Origin of the sequence: Caulobacter sp. CCG-8, assembly GCF_037402475.1 — a bacterium.
In the GTDB taxonomy this organism is placed as follows: Bacteria; Pseudomonadota; Alphaproteobacteria; order Caulobacterales; family Caulobacteraceae; genus Caulobacter.
Genome location: NZ_JBBEUD010000009.1, coordinates 163,538 through 182,409, shown reverse-complemented (window position 1 = coordinate 182,409; position 18,872 = coordinate 163,538). Strand labels below are relative to the sequence as shown.

At 70.9% G+C, this 18,872-nt stretch carries 17 protein-coding genes; 9 read left to right on the top strand and 8 right to left on the bottom strand.

The window, feature by feature from the left end; translation table 11 throughout:
- Nucleotides 1–90 precede the first annotated feature (90 nt).
- The 3 genes from WAE60_RS11250 (at nt 91) to WAE60_RS11240 (ending at nt 4,898) form a co-directional block, all read left to right on the top strand.
- Nucleotides 91–1,362, top strand: coding sequence for a YihY/virulence factor BrkB family protein (locus tag WAE60_RS11250; protein WP_035018565.1), 1,272 nt, complete (start codon nt 91–93; stop codon nt 1,360–1,362).
- 39 nt (nt 1,363–1,401) lie between these two features.
- Entirely contained in the window at nt 1,402–1,947 is a 546-nt protein-coding gene (locus WAE60_RS11245) for a GNAT family N-acetyltransferase (RefSeq protein WP_029914150.1), read from the top strand.
- A 194-nt stretch (nt 1,948–2,141) separates the two neighbouring features.
- Nucleotides 2,142–4,898 (top strand): glycosyl hydrolase-related protein, encoded by a 2,757-nt coding sequence (locus WAE60_RS11240; protein WP_337686465.1) that lies wholly within the window; start codon nt 2,142–2,144, stop codon nt 4,896–4,898.
- A gap of 9 nt (nt 4,899–4,907) precedes the next feature.
- On the opposite strand, the gene prfA is transcribed toward WAE60_RS11240, so the two are convergent.
- Nucleotides 4,908–5,978, bottom strand: a complete 1,071-nt coding sequence (gene prfA / locus WAE60_RS11235; protein WP_029914154.1) for a peptide chain release factor 1 — start codon at nt 5,976–5,978, stop codon at nt 4,908–4,910.
- A 174-nt stretch (nt 5,979–6,152) separates the two neighbouring features.
- Here prfA and WAE60_RS11230 point away from each other — a divergent pair, with 174 nt between their 5' ends.
- On the top strand, nt 6,153–6,665 hold the full coding sequence (locus WAE60_RS11230; RefSeq protein ID WP_337686463.1) for a DUF1993 domain-containing protein: 513 nt from the start codon (nt 6,153–6,155) through the stop codon (nt 6,663–6,665).
- A 151-nt stretch (nt 6,666–6,816) separates the two neighbouring features.
- Here the strand turns inward: WAE60_RS11230 and WAE60_RS11225 are convergent, their stop codons facing one another.
- From WAE60_RS11225 to WAE60_RS11215, 3 genes are all read right to left on the bottom strand, one after another.
- Nucleotides 6,817–7,290, bottom strand: coding sequence for a molybdopterin-dependent oxidoreductase (locus WAE60_RS11225; protein WP_337686461.1), 474 nt, complete (start codon nt 7,288–7,290; stop codon nt 6,817–6,819).
- A gap of 118 nt (nt 7,291–7,408) precedes the next feature.
- Nucleotides 7,409–8,182 carry a hypothetical protein gene (locus tag WAE60_RS11220; protein ID WP_337686459.1) on the bottom strand — a complete coding sequence of 258 codons (774 nt, stop codon included), beginning with the start codon at nt 8,180–8,182 and terminating at the stop codon, nt 7,409–7,411.
- A gap of 75 nt (nt 8,183–8,257) precedes the next feature.
- A complete protein-coding gene (locus WAE60_RS11215) occupies nt 8,258–8,932 on the bottom strand; it encodes a LysE family translocator (protein ID WP_337686458.1) in 675 nt (224 codons plus the stop codon).
- A 108-nt stretch (nt 8,933–9,040) separates the two neighbouring features.
- Between WAE60_RS11215 and WAE60_RS11210 the strand changes: the two genes are divergently transcribed.
- The 3 genes from WAE60_RS11210 (at nt 9,041) to WAE60_RS11200 (ending at nt 11,819) form a co-directional block, all read left to right on the top strand.
- Complete coding sequence (locus tag WAE60_RS11210) at nt 9,041–10,420, top strand: PLP-dependent aminotransferase family protein (protein ID WP_337686456.1); 1,380 nt, start codon at nt 9,041–9,043, stop codon at nt 10,418–10,420.
- Between the two features lie 134 nt (nt 10,421–10,554).
- Nucleotides 10,555–10,941, top strand: coding sequence for an OsmC family protein (locus tag WAE60_RS11205; protein ID WP_337686455.1), 387 nt, complete (start codon nt 10,555–10,557; stop codon nt 10,939–10,941).
- A 71-nt stretch (nt 10,942–11,012) separates the two neighbouring features.
- The gene (locus tag WAE60_RS11200) at nt 11,013–11,819 is read left to right on the top strand and encodes a hypothetical protein (protein ID WP_337686454.1); all 807 of its coding nucleotides are present in this window, start codon (nt 11,013–11,015) and stop codon (nt 11,817–11,819) included.
- Here the strand turns inward: WAE60_RS11200 and WAE60_RS11195 are convergent.
- Nucleotides 11,816–12,280, bottom strand: coding sequence for a hypothetical protein (locus WAE60_RS11195; RefSeq protein ID WP_197026720.1), 465 nt, complete (start codon nt 12,278–12,280; stop codon nt 11,816–11,818). The genes WAE60_RS11200 and WAE60_RS11195 overlap by 4 nt on opposite strands.
- A gap of 105 nt (nt 12,281–12,385) precedes the next feature.
- Between WAE60_RS11195 and WAE60_RS11190 the strand changes: the two genes are divergently transcribed.
- A complete protein-coding gene (locus tag WAE60_RS11190; protein WP_337686453.1) occupies nt 12,386–12,994 on the top strand; it encodes a TetR/AcrR family transcriptional regulator in 609 nt (202 codons plus the stop codon).
- Nucleotides 12,995–13,000: 6 nt separating this feature from the next.
- On the opposite strand, the gene ispG is transcribed toward WAE60_RS11190, so the two are convergent.
- Entirely contained in the window at nt 13,001–14,140 is a 1,140-nt protein-coding gene (gene ispG / locus WAE60_RS11185; protein WP_337686452.1) for a flavodoxin-dependent (E)-4-hydroxy-3-methylbut-2-enyl-diphosphate synthase, read from the bottom strand.
- Between the two features lie 137 nt (nt 14,141–14,277).
- Between ispG and WAE60_RS11180 the strand changes: the two genes are divergently transcribed.
- Nucleotides 14,278–15,081 carry a hypothetical protein gene (locus tag WAE60_RS11180; RefSeq protein ID WP_337686451.1) on the top strand — a complete coding sequence of 268 codons (804 nt, stop codon included), beginning with the start codon at nt 14,278–14,280 and terminating at the stop codon, nt 15,079–15,081.
- An 87-nt stretch (nt 15,082–15,168) separates the two neighbouring features.
- Here WAE60_RS11180 and WAE60_RS11175 read toward each other — a convergent pair whose 3' ends face one another.
- A complete protein-coding gene (locus tag WAE60_RS11175) occupies nt 15,169–16,284 on the bottom strand; it encodes a helix-turn-helix domain-containing protein (RefSeq protein ID WP_337686450.1) in 1,116 nt (371 codons plus the stop codon).
- Nucleotides 16,285–16,460: 176 nt separating this feature from the next.
- Nucleotides 16,461–18,725, bottom strand: coding sequence for a phosphoenolpyruvate--protein phosphotransferase (gene ptsP / locus WAE60_RS11170; protein WP_029914180.1), 2,265 nt, complete (start codon nt 18,723–18,725; stop codon nt 16,461–16,463).
- Nucleotides 18,726–18,872: the final 147 nt, after the last annotated feature.

The window sequence follows — 18,872 nt, the reverse complement described above, 5'->3', positions numbered from 1 at the left end:
CGACGACTCGGGGCTTGGCAAGGTCGCGATCCGTGCGTTCGGGCGGAACGGAGCGGCGCCGCGCGTGTTCCTCCAGCGGAGGGCCAGACCATGACCGACACCGTTCCGCGACGCCCCATCCGGTCGTGGATCGCCTCGCGGCCCTATCATCTGGCGCCCTGGATCGCCCTGCTGGCCCTGGTCCCGTTCGTCCTGCCGCGACGCGGGCCGGCCCTGGCGCCCAACGAGACGCAGCTGGACCACCCGCCCGGCCTCTCCGAGGACCGGGCCATGCCGCCGCAGGAGTTCGACAAGGCCGAGCCGATGCGCGGCCGCGCCGCCCGGCATCCGCACCGCATCCCCGTCCTGGGCTGGCGCGACATCCTGTGGCGCACCTTCCGCGAGATCAGCGTCGACCGCCTGCCCGCCGTGGCCGGCGGCGTGACCTTCTACACCCTGCTGGCCATCTTCCCGGCCATCGGCGCCTTCGTGTCGCTGTACGGCCTGTTCGCCGACGTCGCGGCGGTCGAGAAGCAGCTGCAGGACATGTCGACCGTCTTCCCGGCCAGCGTCGTCAACATCGTCGGCGAGCAGATGCTGCGCCTGGCCAGCCAGGAACAGGCCAAGCTGGGCGTGGCCTTCGTGGTCAGCCTGCTGCTGTCGATCTGGAGCGCCAACGCCAGCATGAAGGCGCTCTTCGACGGGCTGAACATCGCCTATGACGAGGACGAGAAGCGCAACTACGTCACCAAGACGCTCTGGACCTACGCCTTCACCCTCTGCGCCCTGATCTACGCGGTCGTCCTGGCCGGCGTGCTGATCGCCGCGCCCGTGGTGTTCGACCGGATCGGCCTCTCCGCCGCGGCGGTGTTCTGGATCCCGCTGCGCTGGCTGATCGTGCTGGGCGTGACGGCGTTCGCCTTCGCCATGCTCTACCGCTTCGCCCCCTGCCGCGCCCGGCCGCGCTGGCGCTGGGTGATCTGGGGCTCGGTGTTCGGGGCGGCGGCCTGGCTGGGCGGGTCGCTGGGCTTCTCGGTCTATGTGAACCGCGTGGCCCACTACGACGCCACCTACGGCCCGCTGGGGACGGTGATCGCCTTCATGGTCTGGATGTGGTTCTCGATCATGACCGTGCTGGTCGGGGCCGAGCTGAACGCCGAGATCGAGCACCAGACGGCCATCGACTCCACCACCGGCCCCGAAAAGCCGATGGGCCAGCGCGGCGCGGCCATGGCCGACACCGTGGGCCTGGCCTTCCACCCCTGGGAGTTCATCCAGCGCGAGGCGGGCACGGTGAAACGGGTGTCGGGCCGTTACTGGGGCCACGCCATCGGCTGGAGCAAGCCCAAGGGTCCTGCTCCGCCCACGCCGCCGCCCAGCTGAGCCTTGGCGAACGCGGGTCGCGCCCCTAAGTGTGCGGCCATGATCTTCGCCCCCGCCCTCGACTCCGAATTCCCCGCCATCGTGGCCCTGGTCAACTCCGCCTACCGAGGCCAGGGCGCCCAGGCCGGCTGGACCACCGAGGCCGGCTATATCGACGGCCAGCGCATCGACCTGGAGAGCCTGAAGCAGGACCTGGCCGACGCGCCGGACGCGGTGCTGCTGACCCTGCGCGACGAGGCCGACGGCCCGCTGCTGGGCTGCGTCTGGATCGAGCCGGACGGCGACGTCGCTGAAGGTGACGCCCAAGGGGGACCGGCATGGTACCTGGGCATGCTGACCATCCGGCCCGACCTGCAGGACCGCCAGCTGGGCCGCGCCCTGCTGGCCCATGGCGAGACCTACGCGGCCGGTCTCGGCGCCAAGCGCGTGCGCATGACCGTCGTCCACCTGCGCGACACCCTGATCGCCTGGTACCAGCGCCGCGGCTACGCCCTGACCGGCGAGACCAAGCCCTTCCCCGTGGGCGAGCGCTTCGGCAAGCCGCAGCGCGAGCTGTCGTTCGTGGTGCTGGAAAAGACCCTCTAGGTCCGCCGCAAGCCGATTGACCAACTCAACCCAGACAAGCATAATGCTTATCTGGGGTTGAATTTCCCACCGAGCCCGAAGACGGCCGCGTCGTGACCACGACGGCGCCCCGTCGCGCGCGCCGGCCCGCTCGAACACCCCTGGAAGGCCATCACAGCGAACGATCCGTCCCTGGACCCTCGAGGAGCAGACCCATGACGAAGTTGGGCGTGACGATCAGCAAGGTCATTCTCTGCACCACGCCCCACCTGGATTGGGACTGGATCCTTCCCTTCACCGCCCTCTGTTCGAACAACCCGCCCTACGACATCAACGGCTTCACCTATTTCAGCGCCACCGGCGGCGACGCCTTCACGATCTTCAGCCAGGCGTCCGGCTTCCTGGTTCCGAACGGCGCGCCCAACCCGGCCTATTTCTACTCGATCTGCGAGATGGGCTTCCTGAAGGCCTTCACCGAGGCCAATCCGCAGCTGGCCGGGGTGCTGAAGCAGGCGGGGACCAACGTCGAGATCCTGGGCGGCGGCGTCACCTCGCCCGACAGCCTGCTGCCGCACGGCGAGGCCTTCCTGCGCAACTACCTGACCGGCACGAACTGGGTGCAGCAGGCCTACGGCCTGTTCCCCAAGCACGCCTACGTGCCCGACGACTTCGGCCACGACTCGCAGCTGCCGGTCATGCTGACGGCCATGGGCTTCCAGGGCGTGACCTTCGAGCGGGTGGCCGGCGGGGCGCCCACCAACATCCCGCCGCTGAAGGGCCAGGGCCCGTCGCCCGCCCAATGGATGACGGACAACGGCACCGAGTTCATCTGGGGCGCGCGCGACGGCTCCACGGCGGTGGCCCACTGGATGCAGAACGGCTACGGCCAGGGCTCGAACCTGACGACGGAGAACGCCGTCAGCGCGATCCAGAGCTACATCACCGCCAACGCGCCCTCGTCGGTGACCCCGTTCCTCTACGTGCCGGTGGGCACCGACTTCGCCCTGCCCGTCGACACCGCCGCCTGCGCCCAGATCTGGAACGAGAGCGGCTCGGCGGTGGTCGCCGTGGCGGGCACCTTCGACGACTACATCCAGGCCATCGTCGACAGCGGCCTGCTGGGCGCGCCCCAGGCCTTCCGGCCCCAGCCCTACTATTCGGGCTGCTACCAGACCCGGCCGCGCATCAAACGGCTGCACAACGACGCCACCCGCGCCCTGCTGGGCGCCGAGATCTTCGGGGTCATCGCCGGCGCCCGCAACGCCAAAAGCTGCGGCGGCGCCTGGACGGTGGAGCTGCAGGCCCGCACCTCGGCCCTGCGCGAGGCGTGGCTCGGCCTGGCGCCCAGCACTCACCACGACTTCATCACCGGCACGGCGGCCGACTACGTCTACCGCGGCGAGCAGCTGCCGCGACTGGCCGCCGCCCGCACCGGCGCCGAGGGGCTGCGTCTCGACGCCATGAGCGAGATCGCCGCCCAGGTCGACGCCGCGCCGCAGTCCGACGAACTGCCGATCGTGGTGTTCAACCAGCTGGGCTTCCAGAGGAGCGGCCTGGTCGAGCTGACGGTCCCGTCGGCCCTGGACCCGTCGTTCTTCTCCAGCGTGCGCACCCCGTCCGGCAACGTGCCCCTGCAGCCCAGCGCCGAGGGCGGCCTGCTGTTCGCCGCCACCGGCGAGAGCCTGGGCTACACCACCTGCTACCTGTCGCCCGAGACCGCGTCCGCGACGTCCGAGGCGACCATCACCACCTCGAACGGCGGGGACTCCTACGTCCTGGCCAACAGCCTGATCTCGGTCGAGGTCAGCGCGGCCTCGGCCTGGGCCATCGACACGATCCTGGACCTGCAGTCGGGCGATCCCCAGGCCAACATCCTGGGCGGGACGTCCAACCAGATCGGGTTCTACAACGACGCCGACGGCAACAACTACCGCTACGCCCCCGAGCAGGGACAGGGCTACCCGGCCCTGACGCTGGACACCAACGTCACCACGACGGTGACCGGGCTCCAGGTGCTGGAGACCGGCCCGCTGCGCGTGCGCCTGCAGGCCGAGTTGACCTGCAGGGTGGCCGACGCCGACTACCCCTATGTGGTGGAATATCTGCTGGTCGCCGACGAGCCGTTCGTGCGCATGCGCACCACGGGCGCCTGTCCGCTGAACTATTCGGCCATGACGATGTTCCAGCTGGGGGCGGAGGTGGACGCGATCGCCCAGGGCACGCCCTACCACTGGGACGACGCCGTCCAGGTCCGCTACTGGGACGGGCCGTCGATGCAGGCCACGCACGACTTCCTGATCCCGGAGACCACCACGGGCGCGCCGCTGGCCGCGATCTATCACGGCGCCATGCCGGCCTGGGGCCAGGGCGCCCAGAACAGCGCGCTGCTGGTGGGCGGCCTGGCCCGCAATCCCGGCCAGAACTATTTCGGCTGGTGCCAGCTGCCCCTGCCGCCCGGCGGCATCGACCCGGACGTCCACACGATGGAATACGCCTTCCGCGTGCCCACCGGCATCAATGTGGACAGCAACGGCAAGGCCGACCCCGGCAACGGCGCCCAGCTGATCGAAGCCCTGGGCTACACCACCCCGCTGACGGCCCTGGTGGCGCCTGGCAATTCGACCAACCAGCTGCCGGCCGCGGTCTCGCTGGCCTCGGTGAGCGCGGCCTCGGTGAGCGCGGCCTCGGTGAGCGCCGCCCCGATCCTGACCGCCGTCAAGCCGTCGGAAGCCAATCCGGGGAACCTGATCCTTCGCGTCTACCAGCCCTCGAACGCCGCCATGGACGTGACGGTGTCGCTGGCCGGACTGCGGGCCCTGGGCGGGACGATCCAGAACGCCAGCCTGGTCACGGCGCTGGAACAGCCGATCAGCGACGCCCAGACCCCGACCGTGTCCGGCGCCGACGTCGCCTTCACGGCCGGCCTGGCCCTGGCGACGCTGAACGTCGGATGGTCGGCGCCGAACTTCTAGGGCCGGGCCCTAGAACCCGCCCTCTTCCAGGCTGGCCAGGCGCGCGGCCTGGTCCTCGGCGATCAGCGGCTTGATCACGTCGTCCAGGGCGTCGCCCTCCATCACCTTGGCCAGGTTGTAGAGGGTCAGGTTGATCCGGTGGTCGGTGACCCGGCCCTGGGGGAAGTTGTAGGTGCGGATGCGCTCGGAGCGGTCGCCGCTGCCGACCTGGCTCTTGCGGGCGTCCGAGCGGGCGGTGTCCAGGGCCTCGCGCTGCATGTCGTAGAGGCGCGCCTTCAGGTTCTTCATGGCCCGGGCGCGGTTCTGGTGCTGCGACTTTTCCGACGAAGTCACCACCACCCCGGTCGGCAGGTGGGTGATGCGCACGGCCGAGTCGGTCTTGTTGACGTGCTGGCCGCCGGCGCCGGACGAGCGGTAGGTGTCGATCCGCAGGTCGCTCTCGTTGATCTCGATCTCGACGTCCTCGGCCTCGGGCAGCACCGCGACGGTGGCGGCCGAGGTGTGGATGCGACCCTGGGCCTCGGTGGCCGGCACGCGCTGGACGCGGTGCACGCCGCTCTCGAACTTCCAGCGGCCGAACACGCCGTCGCCGGTGACCGAGGCGATGATTTCCTTATAGCCGCCCATCTCGCCTTCCGAGACGCTGTCGATCTCGACCCGCCAGCCCTGCAGCTGGGCGTAGCGCTGGTACATGCGGAACAGGTCGCCGGCGAACAGGGCCGCCTCGTCGCCGCCCGTGCCGGCGCGGACTTCCAGGATGGCCGAGGCGTTCTCGTCCTTGTCGCGCGGGGCCAGCATCAGGGCCAGCTCGCGCTCCATGACCGGCAGCTTCTCGTCCAGGGCCGCCTTCTCGTCGGCGACCATGGCGGCCATCTCCGGATCGCCGGCCATCTCCTCCAGCTCGGCGCGCTCGGCGCTCAGCTTGGCCAGGGCCTCGACGGCCTCGGCCACCGGGCGTAGCTCGGCGTGCTCCTTGGAGAGCTTGACGATCTCGGCCCCGTCGGTGGCCGCGCCCATGCGGGCTTCGACTTCACGGAAGCGGTCGAGAACTTGGTCGAGGCGGGCCTGGGGCAGTCGCAAGGGGAGATGTCACGCTGTGGGAGAATGGGCGGTCTCTCTACCGCTCCGAACGCCCCGCGTCACCCCTTGGGTCGGAACGGCCTGCGCGACCCTGTAAAGCTCGACCTTGCGCCCCCATCTCCCGACCGCGGCCAAATCCATCCCCCAACGCCGCGCTTTCCTTCGGAGCTCTCCATGCCCCTGTCGATGCATCGCGCCTCGGTTCCCGTCTTCGTGCGCGCCCTGAACGTCCTGTCCACCCTGCTCGAGAAGGGCGAGGCCCACGCCAAGGCCCAGGGCTGGAACCCGGACGACCTGGTCGCCGCCCGCCTTACCGACGACATGCTGCCGCTGTCCGGCCAGATCCAGCGCGCCTCGGACGCCTCCAAGGGCGCGGTGGCCCGGCTGACCGGCGTGGAGGCCCCGGCCATGCCCGACGAGGAAACGAGCTTCGCCCAGCTGCGCAAGCGCGTGGCCGACACCCTGGCCTACATCCAGAGCGTCGATCCCGAGGCCTTCGACGGCAGCGAGGACCGCACCGTCGAGCTGAAGCTGCCCGGCGGGACCCTGACCTTCACCGGCGAGGACTATCTGCTGGGCTTCGCCCTGCCGAACTTCTTCTTCCACGTGGTCACCGCCTACGACGTGCTGCGCCACAAGGGCGTGCAGATCGGCAAGCTGGACTATCTGGGGCCGGTGCAGAGCTAGGGGTCAACTTCCCCCAAACGGTTGTCATCCCGGAAAGCGCGGAGCGCTTGTCCGGGACCCAGGGGAACCGCAAAGCATCAGCCCAGTCCCCTGGGTCCCGGACAGCCCCTGCGGGGCTTCCGGGATGACAACGATTTAGGGGCTCGCCGATCTACGGAACCGCCTTCACGTCCACCGACACCACCTGCCGCACCGAGCGCCCCGGGCGCAGGTCGCCGTCGACGACCAGGCGGTAGGGGCCCTCCTTGGCGTCCAGCGGCTGGCCGTCCTTGCTGTCGGCGATGATCACCGGGTTGGTCCGGTAGATCGGGTCGGTCTCGCCCAGCGAATAGCTGGCGGTGAAGCCGTCCGCGCCCTTGGCGACCACCACCTGGTTCAGATAGCGCCCCATCAGCCGGTCGCCCGACACCACCCCCGCCTGCTTGAGGGCCGCGTTCAGCACCGCGCCCTCGTAGGTGATCTGCTTGCCGTGGGCGGTGAAGGTCGCCTTGGCGCGCGGCAGGGCCTTCAGATCGGCCGGCGTCAGGGTCACGCTATCGCGCCCCTGGACGGTGACCTTGAGGTCCTGGGCCAGGGCGGGCGTCGCGATCGCGACGGCCAGGGCAGCGAGGAAAAACGGGCGCATGGGCGGGACCTCGTGTGGAGGTTCGATCTGGGGCCGATGCGCTCTCCCAGGCAAGCCCCCTCACCCATCCCCAAATCCGCTCATCCCGGCGAACGCCGGGATGAGCGGTTCAAATTGATCAATAGAGCAAGGTTTTCCCGATCACCCCTGAACCGTCCGGCAGGGGCGAGAGCTGCTTGATCATCACCTGGCTGCCCTTGGCGAACCAGAAGCGCGTCACCGGCGTCTCCGGGCGGTTGTAGTCGGCCGTGACCAGCCAGCAGTCGACCCTGCCGCCGCCCGGCAGGTCCAGCGTCTCCGACCCCGCCACCTTGAAGACATAGGCCGCCGGCGGCCCGCCGCCCGGGTGGGTGAAGACGATGCTGGCCTCGTAGCCCGCCGCCAGGGGCAGGGCCTGGATGAACTCCATGTCGGTCTCGAAGTTGAAGCTGGGCTGCGGCGAGGCGACGTCGAAGTCCTTGGCGGCGTTGCCCTCCAGGTCCTTCATCCCGACGATCCGGTCGGGCCGGAAGACGAAACCCTCGACCTTGGAGACCCCGTCCTTCTGCGACCGGCGGATGTGGCTCAGGGGACGGAAGGTGCCGACCTCGAACCAGCTGTCCAGCTGGCGGTCCGACGGCGTGGCGCCCACCCCGTCCCAGTGCTGGACGATGTGCATCCGGCGCTTGCCGTCCTGGTCCTCGAAGCGGACCTCGCGGGTCCAGACGTCGGCGACGCGGATGGTGTCGCCGGTCTGCTTGAAGCGCAGATAGCGGTGCACGCCGGGCTTGAGGTTGGCGAAGCGGGCCAGGGGCTGGCCGACCGGCACGGGGGTGACGGCGGCCTGGGCGGCGGCGGCGCTCCCGGCCAGCAGCGCGACGGCGAGAAAGGCGGAACGGACGGCGAGGGACATGGACGTCTCCGGATTTTCGTGGCCGCACCAGAGCTCAGCCGTCCGCCGGCGTCGACTTAAGTTTCTGCAATCTGCTCAGCCCCGCGACGACCAGCGCGGCGTCGGCGGCAGGTCGGCCAGCAGGCGCGGCGCTTCCTTCGTGACGCCGGCCGGACGGGTCTCGACGACCAGCGGATAGAGCGACACCACCAGCAGCGCCGCCATGGTCAGGTTGAAGGCGCGCAGCACCTTGGGCCGGTCCAGGAACGGCCGCAGGCCCCGGCCGAAGCCCGCCCAGGCCGCGCTGCACGGCGCGCCCACCAGCATGAAGGTCCCGGCCACCAGGAACACCGCGCTCGTCGAACCGTCGGCCATGTAGGTGGTGGCCGCGGTCAGGGCCATGGCCCAGGCCTTGGGATTGACCCACTGGAAGGCGGCGGCCTGCAGGAAGGTCATCGGCTGGGAGCCGGCCTGTTTGTCGGTCACGCCCTTGGCCGTGGCGATCTTCCAGGCCAGCCACAGCATGTAGGCCCCGCCCACCCACTTCAGCACGTCGTGCAGCACCGGGAAGGCCTTGAACACCCCGCCCAGGCCCAGACCCATGGCCGCCACCATCACGCCCAGGCCGGCGCTGATGCCCAGGATGTGCAGCACCGTGCGGCGGAAGCCGAAATTCGCGCCCGAGGCCAGCAGCATCATGTTGTTGGGGCCGGGCGTGCCGGCGGTGGCGAAGGCGAACAGGACGAAGGCGAGCAGCAATTGAGCGGTCATGGCGGACACTCCCCTAGGACCGTTGGGAGAAGGAATGTCACGGTCATCTTGCCAATTGCATCATGAGTCAAAACCTATATTGTCACCATGACAATTATGGAGACACGCATGGCGGGCTGGACCCCGACCCTGCCGCCGGGCGACGCGCCGCTGTACGAGCGCCTGCTGGACGCCCTGCGGGCCGACATCGCCTCGGGCGCCCTGGCCGACGGCGCGCGCCTGCCGCCGCAGCGCGACCTGGCCCACCGCCTGGGCCTGGGGCTGGGCACGGTGACCCGGGCCTATGTCGAGGCCGAGAAAGCCGGGCTGATCCAGGGCCATGTGGGACGCGGCAGCTTCGTGCGCGGGCCCGGCGGCGCGCGGCCCGAACCGGCGGCGAACGGTCCGATCGACCTGGCCCGCAACATCGCCCCCCTCGCGCCCGCCCAGGCGCGGCTGTCGGAGACCCTGGGCCGCCTGCGCCGGCGCGCCGACCTGCTGGACCACCTGGCCTATGCGCCTCCCGCTGGCCTGGAGACCCAGCGCCGGGCGGCGGCCGCCTGGCTGTCGCGCAGCGCGGGCCTGGCCGGCGCCGACTGGACGCGGCTGGTGGTCTGCTCCGGCGCCCAGCAGGCCCTCAACCTGGCCTTCGGGGCCGTGGCCCGGCCCGGCGACACGGTGCTGTGCGAGTCCTCCACCTTCTACGGCGTCAAGGCGCTGGCTGAGCACGCCGGCTATCGCCTGGAGGGCCTGCCGATGGACGCCGACGGCGTGCTGCCCGACGCCCTGGACGCGGCCGCCGCGCGCGGGACCGCCCGGGTGGTCGCCCTGCAGCCCACCCTGCAGAACCCCACGGGCCGGATCATGAGCGCCGCGCGGCGGGCCGAAATCGTGGCCGTGGCCCGGGCCCGCGACCTGTGGCTGGTCGAGGACGACATCTACGCCGTCTACGCCCCCGGCGCGCCGCCGCCCCTGGCGGTGCTGGCCCCGGAGCGGACCTTCTATGTCTCGGGCGCGTCCAAGTCGCTGGCCCCGGGCCTGCGCACCGGCTTCCTGGTCACGCCCCCGGGCGAGGCCCTGGACCGGGTGCTGCGCGCGGTCCGCGCCCTGGCCTACGCCCCGCCCAACTTCGGCGGTCTGATCGCCACCCAGTGGATCGAGGAGGGCGTCGCCGACCAGATCGCCGCCGAGTCGGTCGCCGAGATGGCCGCCCGCATGGTCCTGGCGCGCCAGGTCCTGGGAACGGCGATCGAGGCGCCGGCCTCGCCCAGCGCCCCGCACGTCTGGCTGGCGATGCCCGAGCTGGACGCCGAGCGCGTCGCCGGCCGGGCCCTGCGCGGCGGCGTCGAACTGACCCCGCCCGGCGCCCCGATCGTCGCCCCGGGCCTGGAGACCGGCGTCCGCATCTGCCTGGGCGCCACCGCCGAGCGGGGCGAGCTTGAGCGCGGCCTGCGGGTCGTGGCCGACGCCCTGATCGGCGCGGACGAGCGCTCGCGGGCGACGATCTGAGACCGGGGACATGCGCTTGCGCGTGTCCCCAACCGCCTGGCTCCGCGCGAAATCTGGGGACACGCCCGAGGGCATGTCCCCGCCCTCGCCCCGACTCGCGGCAGGATGCGGCTCCCGTTTCGCAAGGAGCCGCCATGGCCGCCGCCACCGCCCGCATCGGCGACGTTCGCTACGTCACCCAGATCACCACCGGCCGCCACGAGCTGACCGCCGACGAGCCGCCGCGCAACGGCGGGGCCGACGTCGGTCCGGCCCCGTTCGACCTGCTGCTGGCCAGCCTGGGCGCCTGCACGGCCATGACCCTGAAGATGTACGCCGAGCACAAGACATGGCCGCTGGAGAGCCTGGAGGTCCGGCTGCACTACCACGGCGGCGAGACCCCGCCCCGGATCGAGCGCGTCGTGGTCCCCGCCGGCCCGCTGGACGACGCCCAGCGCGCGCGCCTGGCCGACATCGCCGAGCGCACCCCGGTGACCCTGGCGATCAAGGGCGGCGTGCCGATCCAGACCTCGCTGGGCTGAGCCGCGAGCATGATGCCGTCACGCGGGCCTGCTAGGGTGCGCCCAGTTCGCCCGCGTAGGATTCGAAAGCGATGAACGTCACGTCGACCTCCCTGGCCGCGTCCCTGGCCAAGACCCTGACGCCCATCGGCGATCCCGCCGGCGCCGACGCCTCCAAGCCGACCTCGGGCGCTACGTCGGCCAAGGACGCGGCCTCGACCTTCGGGTCGTCGAAGGAGACACGCTCGCCCGGCCAGGACGTGGCCGAGAAGCTGAAGGACATGAGCAAGGCGCTGATCGCCCTGACCCTGATCCGCGACCCGGTCGAACGGGCCAAGGCCGCCGCCCACCTCTACAAGCAGTATTCGCAGGTGGCCAAGGACTACGCGGCCGCCACCGCCGACGGTCGCGACGCCGCCGCCCAGGCGAACGCCCAGAACCCGGCCCAGTCGACGGACCAATCCGCCGATCCGCAGGCCGCCGCCGCGGCCCAAGGCGCGCAGGCCGCGCCCGACGGAACGCCCGTCGACGCCGCGCCGGCCACGGACCCGCAGGCGCAAGCCGCCACGCCGGAGGCGGCCGCCGCCGAGACCGCGACGCCGATGATCCTGACCGGCGCCAAGCCGCGCTTCGTGGCCGATCTCTACATGGAAGAGATCAAGACCTTCGCCGGCGCCGCCAAGCAGATGTACGACACGGCCGTGCAGGAAGCGAAACTGAAGAAGCTGCTCGACAAGTCCAGGCACGACGGCGCGGCCGACGAGGTCGAGGACGCCCGGAAGGACCTAACCGAAGCCGCCAAGGCCGTCGAGGGTCCGGACGCCACCGCCGACGTCCAGACGCCGTCCGGCGCGTCGGGATCGACGCCGTCGGCCTCGGTGCTGAACATCAAGGCCTAGGCGCGGGCGCCCATGGCCGCGCTCATGGCGCGCCACGCCTCGAAGTTCATGCAGGCCAGGTACTCGGCCTGCATCTCGGGCGTGAGGATTTCCATCATCTGGCGGCCTTCGATCCAGATCTCGACGACGCCGAACAGGCCGCCCCGCTTGCGGTACTTGGCTGGCCAGCCCTCGCGGGCGGCGATGGCCATCACCGCTTCCAGGTCGAGGTCGGTGGCGACGGCGGCATGGGTGGCCGTGAAGGCCGGCTGGCCGGTGTGCTCGCCGTGGGCGTCGGCGTCGCCTTCCGTTTCGCGCAGCACCACGTCGATCGGATAGACCTCCAGCGCCGTCCCGCGCGCGTCGCCGGCCAGGGCGATCCAGCCGTTGTCGGAGATCGGCGGAAAGCGGAACGCCTCGCCGCCCCAGAGCTCGGCCAGCACCTGGGCCACGTGTTGCGGATCGTGCGCCGCGATCGACATGTGAAATAGCATCGGTATCCCTTTCGTTGGGCGCTCAATGCAATGTGGCACAGATTGTGTCAATACGGATTTGACACTTTTTGTGCCAGACTCTATCTGGACCCTATGGATGGTTCAGCCCACAAGCCCGGCGCCCGCGAACAGAAGAAGGAGGAGGTGCGCACGCGCATCGCCGACGCCCTCATCGAGCTGCTGGCGGAGGGACGGATGGACATCAACCACGACCTGATCGCCGAGCGGACGGGCCTGGGGCGGCGCACCGTCTATCGCTACTTCCCCGACCGCGAGACCTTGCTGGCGGGGGCCACCAGCCGCGTGCGCGAGCTGGCCGGGCCGCGCGTCGCCTTCCCCCAGACCGAGGCCGACCTCACCGACGCGCTGCATGACATCTATACGGGCCTGGACCGCATCGCGCCGATCACCACCCTGGTGCGCTCCACGCCGCAGGGGCGGGCCATGCGGCTGGCCGACAGCGGGCGTCGCGTCGACGCCTACACCCAGGTCGCCGCCGATCTGGTCAAGGACCTGCCGCCAGAGGACCAGAGGCTGGCGACGGCGGTGCTGCAGGTGCTGCACACCACGCCCTGGCTGGAGATGCGCGACCACTGGGGCCTGGACGGCGAACAGATCGCCAAGGCCACGGGCTGGGCCATGCGGACGCTGATGGCCGACCTGCGGGCGCGCGGAGGGCGTCCGCTGGATCAGGACGCCTGAGCGCCCCTACTCGGCCGCGATCGCCTTGGCTTCGGCCTCGGCCTTCAGCTGGGCGGCGCGCTGTTCGACCAGCTCGACGATGTGGTCGATCATGCCGTCGTTGGACTGCTTATGGTCGGGCTTGCCGGCCATGTAGACCATCCCCGAGCCGGCGCCGCCGCCGGTGAAGCCCAGGTCGGTCATCAGGGCCTCGCCGGGGCCGTTGACCACGCAGCCGATGATCGACAGCGACATCGGCTGGCTGATGTGGGCCAGGCGCTGCTCAAGCGCCTCGACCGTCTTGATGACGTTGAAGCCCTGACGGGCGCAGGACGGGCAGGCGATGATGTTGACGCCGCGGTGGCGCAGGCCCAGCGACTTGAGGATGTCGAAGCCGACCTTGATCTCCTCGACCGGGTCGGCGGCCAGCGACACGCGGATGGTGTCGCCGATGCCGGCCCACAGCATCGAGCCGATGCCGATCGAGGACTTCACCGTGCCCGTGCGCTGGGCCCCGGCCTCGGTGACGCCCAGGTGCAGCGGGCAGTCGATGGCCTCGGCCAGCTGGTAGTAGGCCGCCACCGTCATGAACGGGTCGCTGGCCTTCACCGAGATCTTGAACTCGTGGAAGTCGTGGTCCTGCAGGATGCGGGCGTGGTTCAGCGCGCTCTCGACCATGGCGTCGGGGCACGGCTCGCCGTACTTCTCCAGCAGTTCGCGCTCCAGCGAGCCGGCGTTGACGCCGATCCGCATCGAGCAGCCGTGGTCGCGGGCCGCTTGGATCACGTCGCGCACGCGGTCGGGGCTGCCGATGTTGCCTGGATTGATCCGCAGGCAGGCCGCGCCGGCCTGGGCCGCCTCGATACCGCGCTTGTAGTGGAAGTGGATGTCGGCCACGAGCGGCACCTTGGCCTCGCGGGCGATGGTCTTGAAGGCGGCCGTGGAGTCGGTGTCGGGGCAGCTGACGCGGACGATGTCGGCGCCGGCCTCCTCCAGCTGACGGATCTGCTCCAGCGTCGCCTTGGCGTCGCTGGTCAGGGTGTTGGTCATCGACTGGACGGTGATCGGGGCGTCGCCGCCGACCTCGACGTTGCCGACGCGGATCTTCCGCGATTGGCGACGCGTGATCTGGCGCCAGGGACGAACGTGCGTGTGGTCTGCGGACATGCGGCCAATCTAAGGGGTTTGGCGACGGAACCCAAGAGCGGGCGCGTGCAGGGCGCGAGGAGAAATGTCGCGGGCGCCACGATCCTGACGCGGGCCGGTGGTCTCTGGAGCTTCCCAAAGGCGGTTCTGGAGTTTCGATGAGCGGGCGACCGCAGCCGTACGATCCCCTGGTCCCGACGCCGGTCCGTCGCCGGCGCGCCCGCGTGGACGGCCTGGTCGCCGGGGCGGTCAGCCTGGCGGCTCATGCCGGCCTGCTGCTGGCGATCCTGGCCGTGCGCATCCAGCCGCCGATGATGGACGAGCCCGACCCGATCGCCGTGGCCCTGTACCAGCCGCCCCCTCCCCCGCCCGAGCCGCCGAAGCTGGCGCCCGAACCGGCCGGCGATCCGGCCCCGGCCAAGCGCTCGCCGCCCAAGCTGCCCGTCCGCCCGCCCAAGCAGGTCCCGCCGCGCGAGGTCGAGCCCCTGCCCGCCAAGCCCGCCCCGACGCCCCAGGTGGTGGCCGAGCTGGGCGAGGCCGACCTGATCGGCGCGGCCACGGCCGGCAACGGCTCCGGGGCCGGCGGGGCGGGCAGCGGCCCGGGCGGCGGCGGGTGCGACATGGTCCGGCTGCTGCAGGACGCCCTGCGCAAGAACCCCCGCGTCCGCGCCGCGATGATGCAGGTCCATCCCGAGGCGGCCGCCAAGGGCAAGGCGGTGCTGGTCTGGAACGGCGACTGGGTGCAGAGCCCGGGCCAGGAGGGCAAGGGCCTGGCCGGCGTGCGCGAGCTGATCATGCTGGAGGTGGCCTTCGCCCCCAAGGCCTGCCGCGACGACCCGATGCGTGGCCTGGTGCTGATCTCCCTGGCCGACGGCCCCGGCGCGCCGCGCCTGGCCCTGGGGTCGAGCCGATGGAACTGGTCGGACCTGCTGTTCGCGAAGTCGGGCGGGCGAAGGGGTTAGAGGTCGAGCCAGAAACGGGGGACACACACTCGCCCCCACCACCTCGCCAGGATCACACAACGCCCAGGGCGAGTGTGTGTCCCCTTCTCAGCCCTGCGGCTTGGCCGCTGAAGCCACGGCGGGCTTGGGTTGCGGAGCCGCCGCCACGGGCGCCGGAGCGGGCGCCGCAGGAGCCACCACCAGCTTGCCCAGGGCGGAGACCGGGGCGCCCATGCGGCTGGTCAGGGCGCCGCCGTTATAGACCTCGAAGGCCTGCGGGTCGGAGACCTCGGCGATCAGGCCGCCGTTGCGCGGGGCGCGGAACGCCTCGCCGGCCGCCATCCAGCGGGCGAAATAGATCTGGCCGTTGGCGTCGTGCACGTTCAGCGAGGCCGGCTTGCGAGCCTGCAGGATCAGGCCCGAGGCCTCGGCCGGGGCCGCGCCGTAGACCGCGCCCTTGGCCCGGAACGGCGTTCCGACCTTGACCGCCTGGTTCGGATCGACGCCGGCCTTGGCCGCCTCGGCGGCGCGCACCTTGGAGGCGGCGGTCACCGCGTCGGCCGAGCCGCCGTTGGCGGCGGCGTCGTCGAGGCCGGGGGTCTTGTAGGGCTCGGGCGTGGTCGATTCGACCGGGGCCGGCAGCGGCGCGCCCAGCGGGACCGAGCCCGGCGCGGCGTTCGGATCGACCGGAACGGGGGGCGGCGCATTGGCCACGGCGACGGCGTGTTCCTGGGCCACCTGGGCCGGCGGGGCGTCCTTGGCGATGGCGCGCTGGGCCACGTTCCACAGCACGATGGCGGCCACGATCAGCACGCCCAGGGCCAGGATCAGGCCCAGGCGCGGGTCGCGCTCGTGGCGCACGCCGACCGGGGCGCGCAGCGGCTCGCTGTCGTCGGGCACGTCGACCTTGAAGCGGGCCACGGCCGCGTCGCCGTCCAGGCCCAGCACCTTGGCGTAGGACTTCACGTAGCCGATCGTGAACGGGCGCGAGGGCAGCTCGTCCAGGCGCAGGTCTTCCAGCGCCTCGATATAGCTGAGACGGATGCGGGTGGCGTCGGCGACGTCCTGCAGGGTCAGGCCGCGGAACTCGCGGGCCGCGCGCAGGGCCGAACCGATGTCGACGCCGTGATCGATCGAAGGCTGGTGCTCGGCCAGCGGCGCGTCTTCGCGCTCGCCGTCGGCGACCAGATGCAAGTGCGAGACCCTGCCCGTATCCAGCGGCATGGCTGCCATGAGACCCCAAATTCGCGTCGCCGGAGAATTCAGTCTCCTCAGAGACGAAGCCGACGACTTACCCCACCCGTCCTAGCCGGGATTTGTTAATACTTTATGGTCGATATCAAAGTAAGTCGCCGGATTCAATACACTATACGGCGGCGCTTGGTTAACCCAGGCCATGTCTAAACGGCGACGTAAAGCTTGCGCGCCAGGGTTTCGATCTCGCCACGGAGCGACCCGGCCGAGGTCTTCAGCAGCGCCTCGACATTGCGCCGCGCGGCCTCGCGATCGCACGACAGCACCATCTGCTTGACCGGTCCGATACCGGCCGGCGGCATCGACAAGCGGTCGAAACCCAAGGCCAGCAAGGCGAAAGCCTCCAGCGGCCTGCCCGCCATCTCGCCGCAGACCGAGACCGGCGTGCCGGTGTCGGCGCAGGCCTGCTGGATGGTCTTCAGCGCGCGCAGGGCCGCCGGGGACAGCGGATCGTAGCGGTCCGAAACCCTTGGATTGCCCCGATCGGCGGCGAACAAATACTGCATCAGGTCGTTGGTGCCGACCGAAACGAAGTCGGTCATCGGCAAAAGCGCGTCGAGATGCCACAGCAGCGAGGGGGCCTCGATCATCGCCCCGACGTCCAGGCGCTGGGGCGCGGGCCGGCCGCGCTTCAGGGCCCAGGCGACCTCCTGGTCGACGAAGGCGCGGGCGGCGCGGAACTCGTCCACATTGGCCACCAGCGGGAACATGATCCGCAGCTCGCGGCCGCGCGCGGCCTTGATCAGGGCCCGGATCTGCATGCGAAGCAAGGCCGGCCGGTCCAGGCCCATGCGCACGGCGCGCCAGCCCAGGGCCGGATTGTCCTCGCGCTCCAGCTCCATGTACGGCAGCAGCTTGTCGCCGCCCAGGTCCAGGGTCCGGAAGGTGACGGGCATGCCGTTCGCGGCTTCCAGGACCTTCTCGTAGAGGCTGGTCTGGGCCTCGAGGCGCGGCATCTCCTCGGCGACCATGAACTGGAATTCGGTGCGGAACAGGCCGATGCCCTCGGCCCCCGTCTCGCCCAGGATGTCCAGGTCGACGGCCAGGCCGGCGTTCATCAAGAGGGTGACCTTGCCGCCGTCCTTGGTGACCGCCGGCGTCTCCCGGATGCGGGCGAACTCGGCCTTGCGCTGGGCGCGGACCTCCATCCGGGCCTGCAGGGCCTTGATCACGTCGGCGCGCGGCCGCAGCCAGGCCTCGGCGGTCTCGGCGTCGACCACGACGGGGTCGCCCTCGCTGACCCGGTCGCGCAGGCCGGCCAGGCGGCCCACGCAGGGGATGTCCAGGGCCCGGGCCACGATGCCGGCGTGGCTGGCGGCCGAGCCCTCCTCCAGGAGGATGCCCTTCAGCTTGGTGCGGTCGTATTCCAGCAGGTCGGCGGGGCCGAGGTTCCGGGCGATCAGGATCGCGTCCTCGGGCAACACGCGCACGGCATGGACGTCGCCCGACAGGTGGCGCAGCAGCCGGTCGTTCAGATCTTCCAGGTCGTGCAGGCGCTCGCGCAGATAGGGGTCGCGGGCCTGGCCCAGGCGGGCGCGATGCTCGGAGCGCACGCGCTCGACCGCGGCTTCGGCGGTCAGGCCCGAACGCACGGCTTCCTGCAGCGACCGGTTCCAGCCCCGGTCGTGGGCGAACAGGCGGTAGGTCTCGAGCACCTCGTAGCTGGCGCCGACCAGGCCGTGCTGGCCTTCCAGCATCTCGTCGATCTGGGTCTGCAGCGCCTCGACCGCCCATTTCAGCCGGGCCTCCTCGGCCAGGGCGTCGTCGGACAGCAGCTGCTCGGGGGCCACGGGCTGCTCGTGCAGCACGGCCACGCCGTAGGCCAGGCCCTCGGCGAAGCGCGCGCCCTTCAGCCGCTCGGGCTTGTGCGGCGCGATCTCGACGTCCTTGAGCTCGCCCTGGCCCAGCAGCTCGCTGGAGCTGACCATCTCGGCCAGCACCATGGCGATGATCTGCAGGTCCTCGACCTCTTCCTCGTCATAGATCCGCTCGGTGCGGTTCTGGACCACCAGCACGCCGATCGCGCGACCACCGCGCAGCAGCGGCACGGCCAGGAAGGCGTGGTAGGGGTCTTCGCCGGTTTCCGGCCGATACGAGAACGACGGGTGGCTGGCGGCGTCCGACAGGTTCAGCGGCCGGCCCAGGCGCATGGTCTCGCCGACCAGGCCCTCGCCCGGCTTCAGCCGGGTGACGTGGACGGCGTCGCGCGACAGGCCCTCGGTGGCGAACAGCTCCAGGTCGCCCGAGGCGCGGCGCAGGTAGATCGAGCAAACCTCGGCGACCATCGAGATGGCGATGGTGCGCACCACCATGTCGAGCTTGCCCTGGGCGGGACCCGCCCCGGCCATGGCCTCGCGAATCTGCCGAAGCAGGCTGCGTGGTCCCCGAACAGCGATCCCGGACGCCGCCATGTCTGCGCGCGCACTCCCCGTTGGTCCGATACGGCTGGTCCCGACAGAACGCGTCGAAGGTTAAGAAGCCGCATCGTCCTCAGCCGGGCTATAGCAGATTTCGCGCTCCGCACAGCGTTCGCTCGCGGTCAAATCGTGGTTCGCGCA

Coding starts and splice junctions, on each gene's coding strand:
- WAE60_RS11195 (WP_197026720.1), bottom strand. CDS start 12,280: ATGTCGATCGCGGCGCACGATCCGCAACACGTGGCCCAGGTGCTGGCC.
- ispG (WP_337686452.1), bottom strand. CDS start 14,140: ATGTCCGCAGACCACACGCACGTTCGTCCCTGGCGCCAGATCACGCGT.
- WAE60_RS11230 (WP_337686463.1), top strand. CDS start 6,153: ATGCCCCTGTCGATGCATCGCGCCTCGGTTCCCGTCTTCGTGCGCGCC.
- WAE60_RS11240 (WP_337686465.1), top strand. CDS start 2,142: ATGACGAAGTTGGGCGTGACGATCAGCAAGGTCATTCTCTGCACCACG.
- WAE60_RS11250 (WP_035018565.1), top strand. CDS start 91: ATGACCGACACCGTTCCGCGACGCCCCATCCGGTCGTGGATCGCCTCG.
- WAE60_RS11220 (WP_337686459.1), bottom strand. CDS start 8,182: ATGTCCCTCGCCGTCCGTTCCGCCTTTCTCGCCGTCGCGCTGCTGGCC.
- WAE60_RS11225 (WP_337686461.1), bottom strand. CDS start 7,290: ATGCGCCCGTTTTTCCTCGCTGCCCTGGCCGTCGCGATCGCGACGCCC.
- WAE60_RS11245 (WP_029914150.1), top strand. CDS start 1,402: ATGATCTTCGCCCCCGCCCTCGACTCCGAATTCCCCGCCATCGTGGCC.
- WAE60_RS11215 (WP_337686458.1), bottom strand. CDS start 8,932: ATGACCGCTCAATTGCTGCTCGCCTTCGTCCTGTTCGCCTTCGCCACC.
- WAE60_RS11180 (WP_337686451.1), top strand. CDS start 14,278: ATGAGCGGGCGACCGCAGCCGTACGATCCCCTGGTCCCGACGCCGGTC.
- WAE60_RS11175 (WP_337686450.1), bottom strand. CDS start 16,284: ATGCCGCTGGATACGGGCAGGGTCTCGCACTTGCATCTGGTCGCCGAC.
- WAE60_RS11205 (WP_337686455.1), top strand. CDS start 10,555: ATGGCCGCCGCCACCGCCCGCATCGGCGACGTTCGCTACGTCACCCAG.
- WAE60_RS11190 (WP_337686453.1), top strand. CDS start 12,386: ATGGATGGTTCAGCCCACAAGCCCGGCGCCCGCGAACAGAAGAAGGAG.
- WAE60_RS11200 (WP_337686454.1), top strand. CDS start 11,013: ATGAACGTCACGTCGACCTCCCTGGCCGCGTCCCTGGCCAAGACCCTG.
- ptsP (WP_029914180.1), bottom strand. CDS start 18,725: ATGGCGGCGTCCGGGATCGCTGTTCGGGGACCACGCAGCCTGCTTCGG.
- WAE60_RS11210 (WP_337686456.1), top strand. CDS start 9,041: ATGGCGGGCTGGACCCCGACCCTGCCGCCGGGCGACGCGCCGCTGTAC.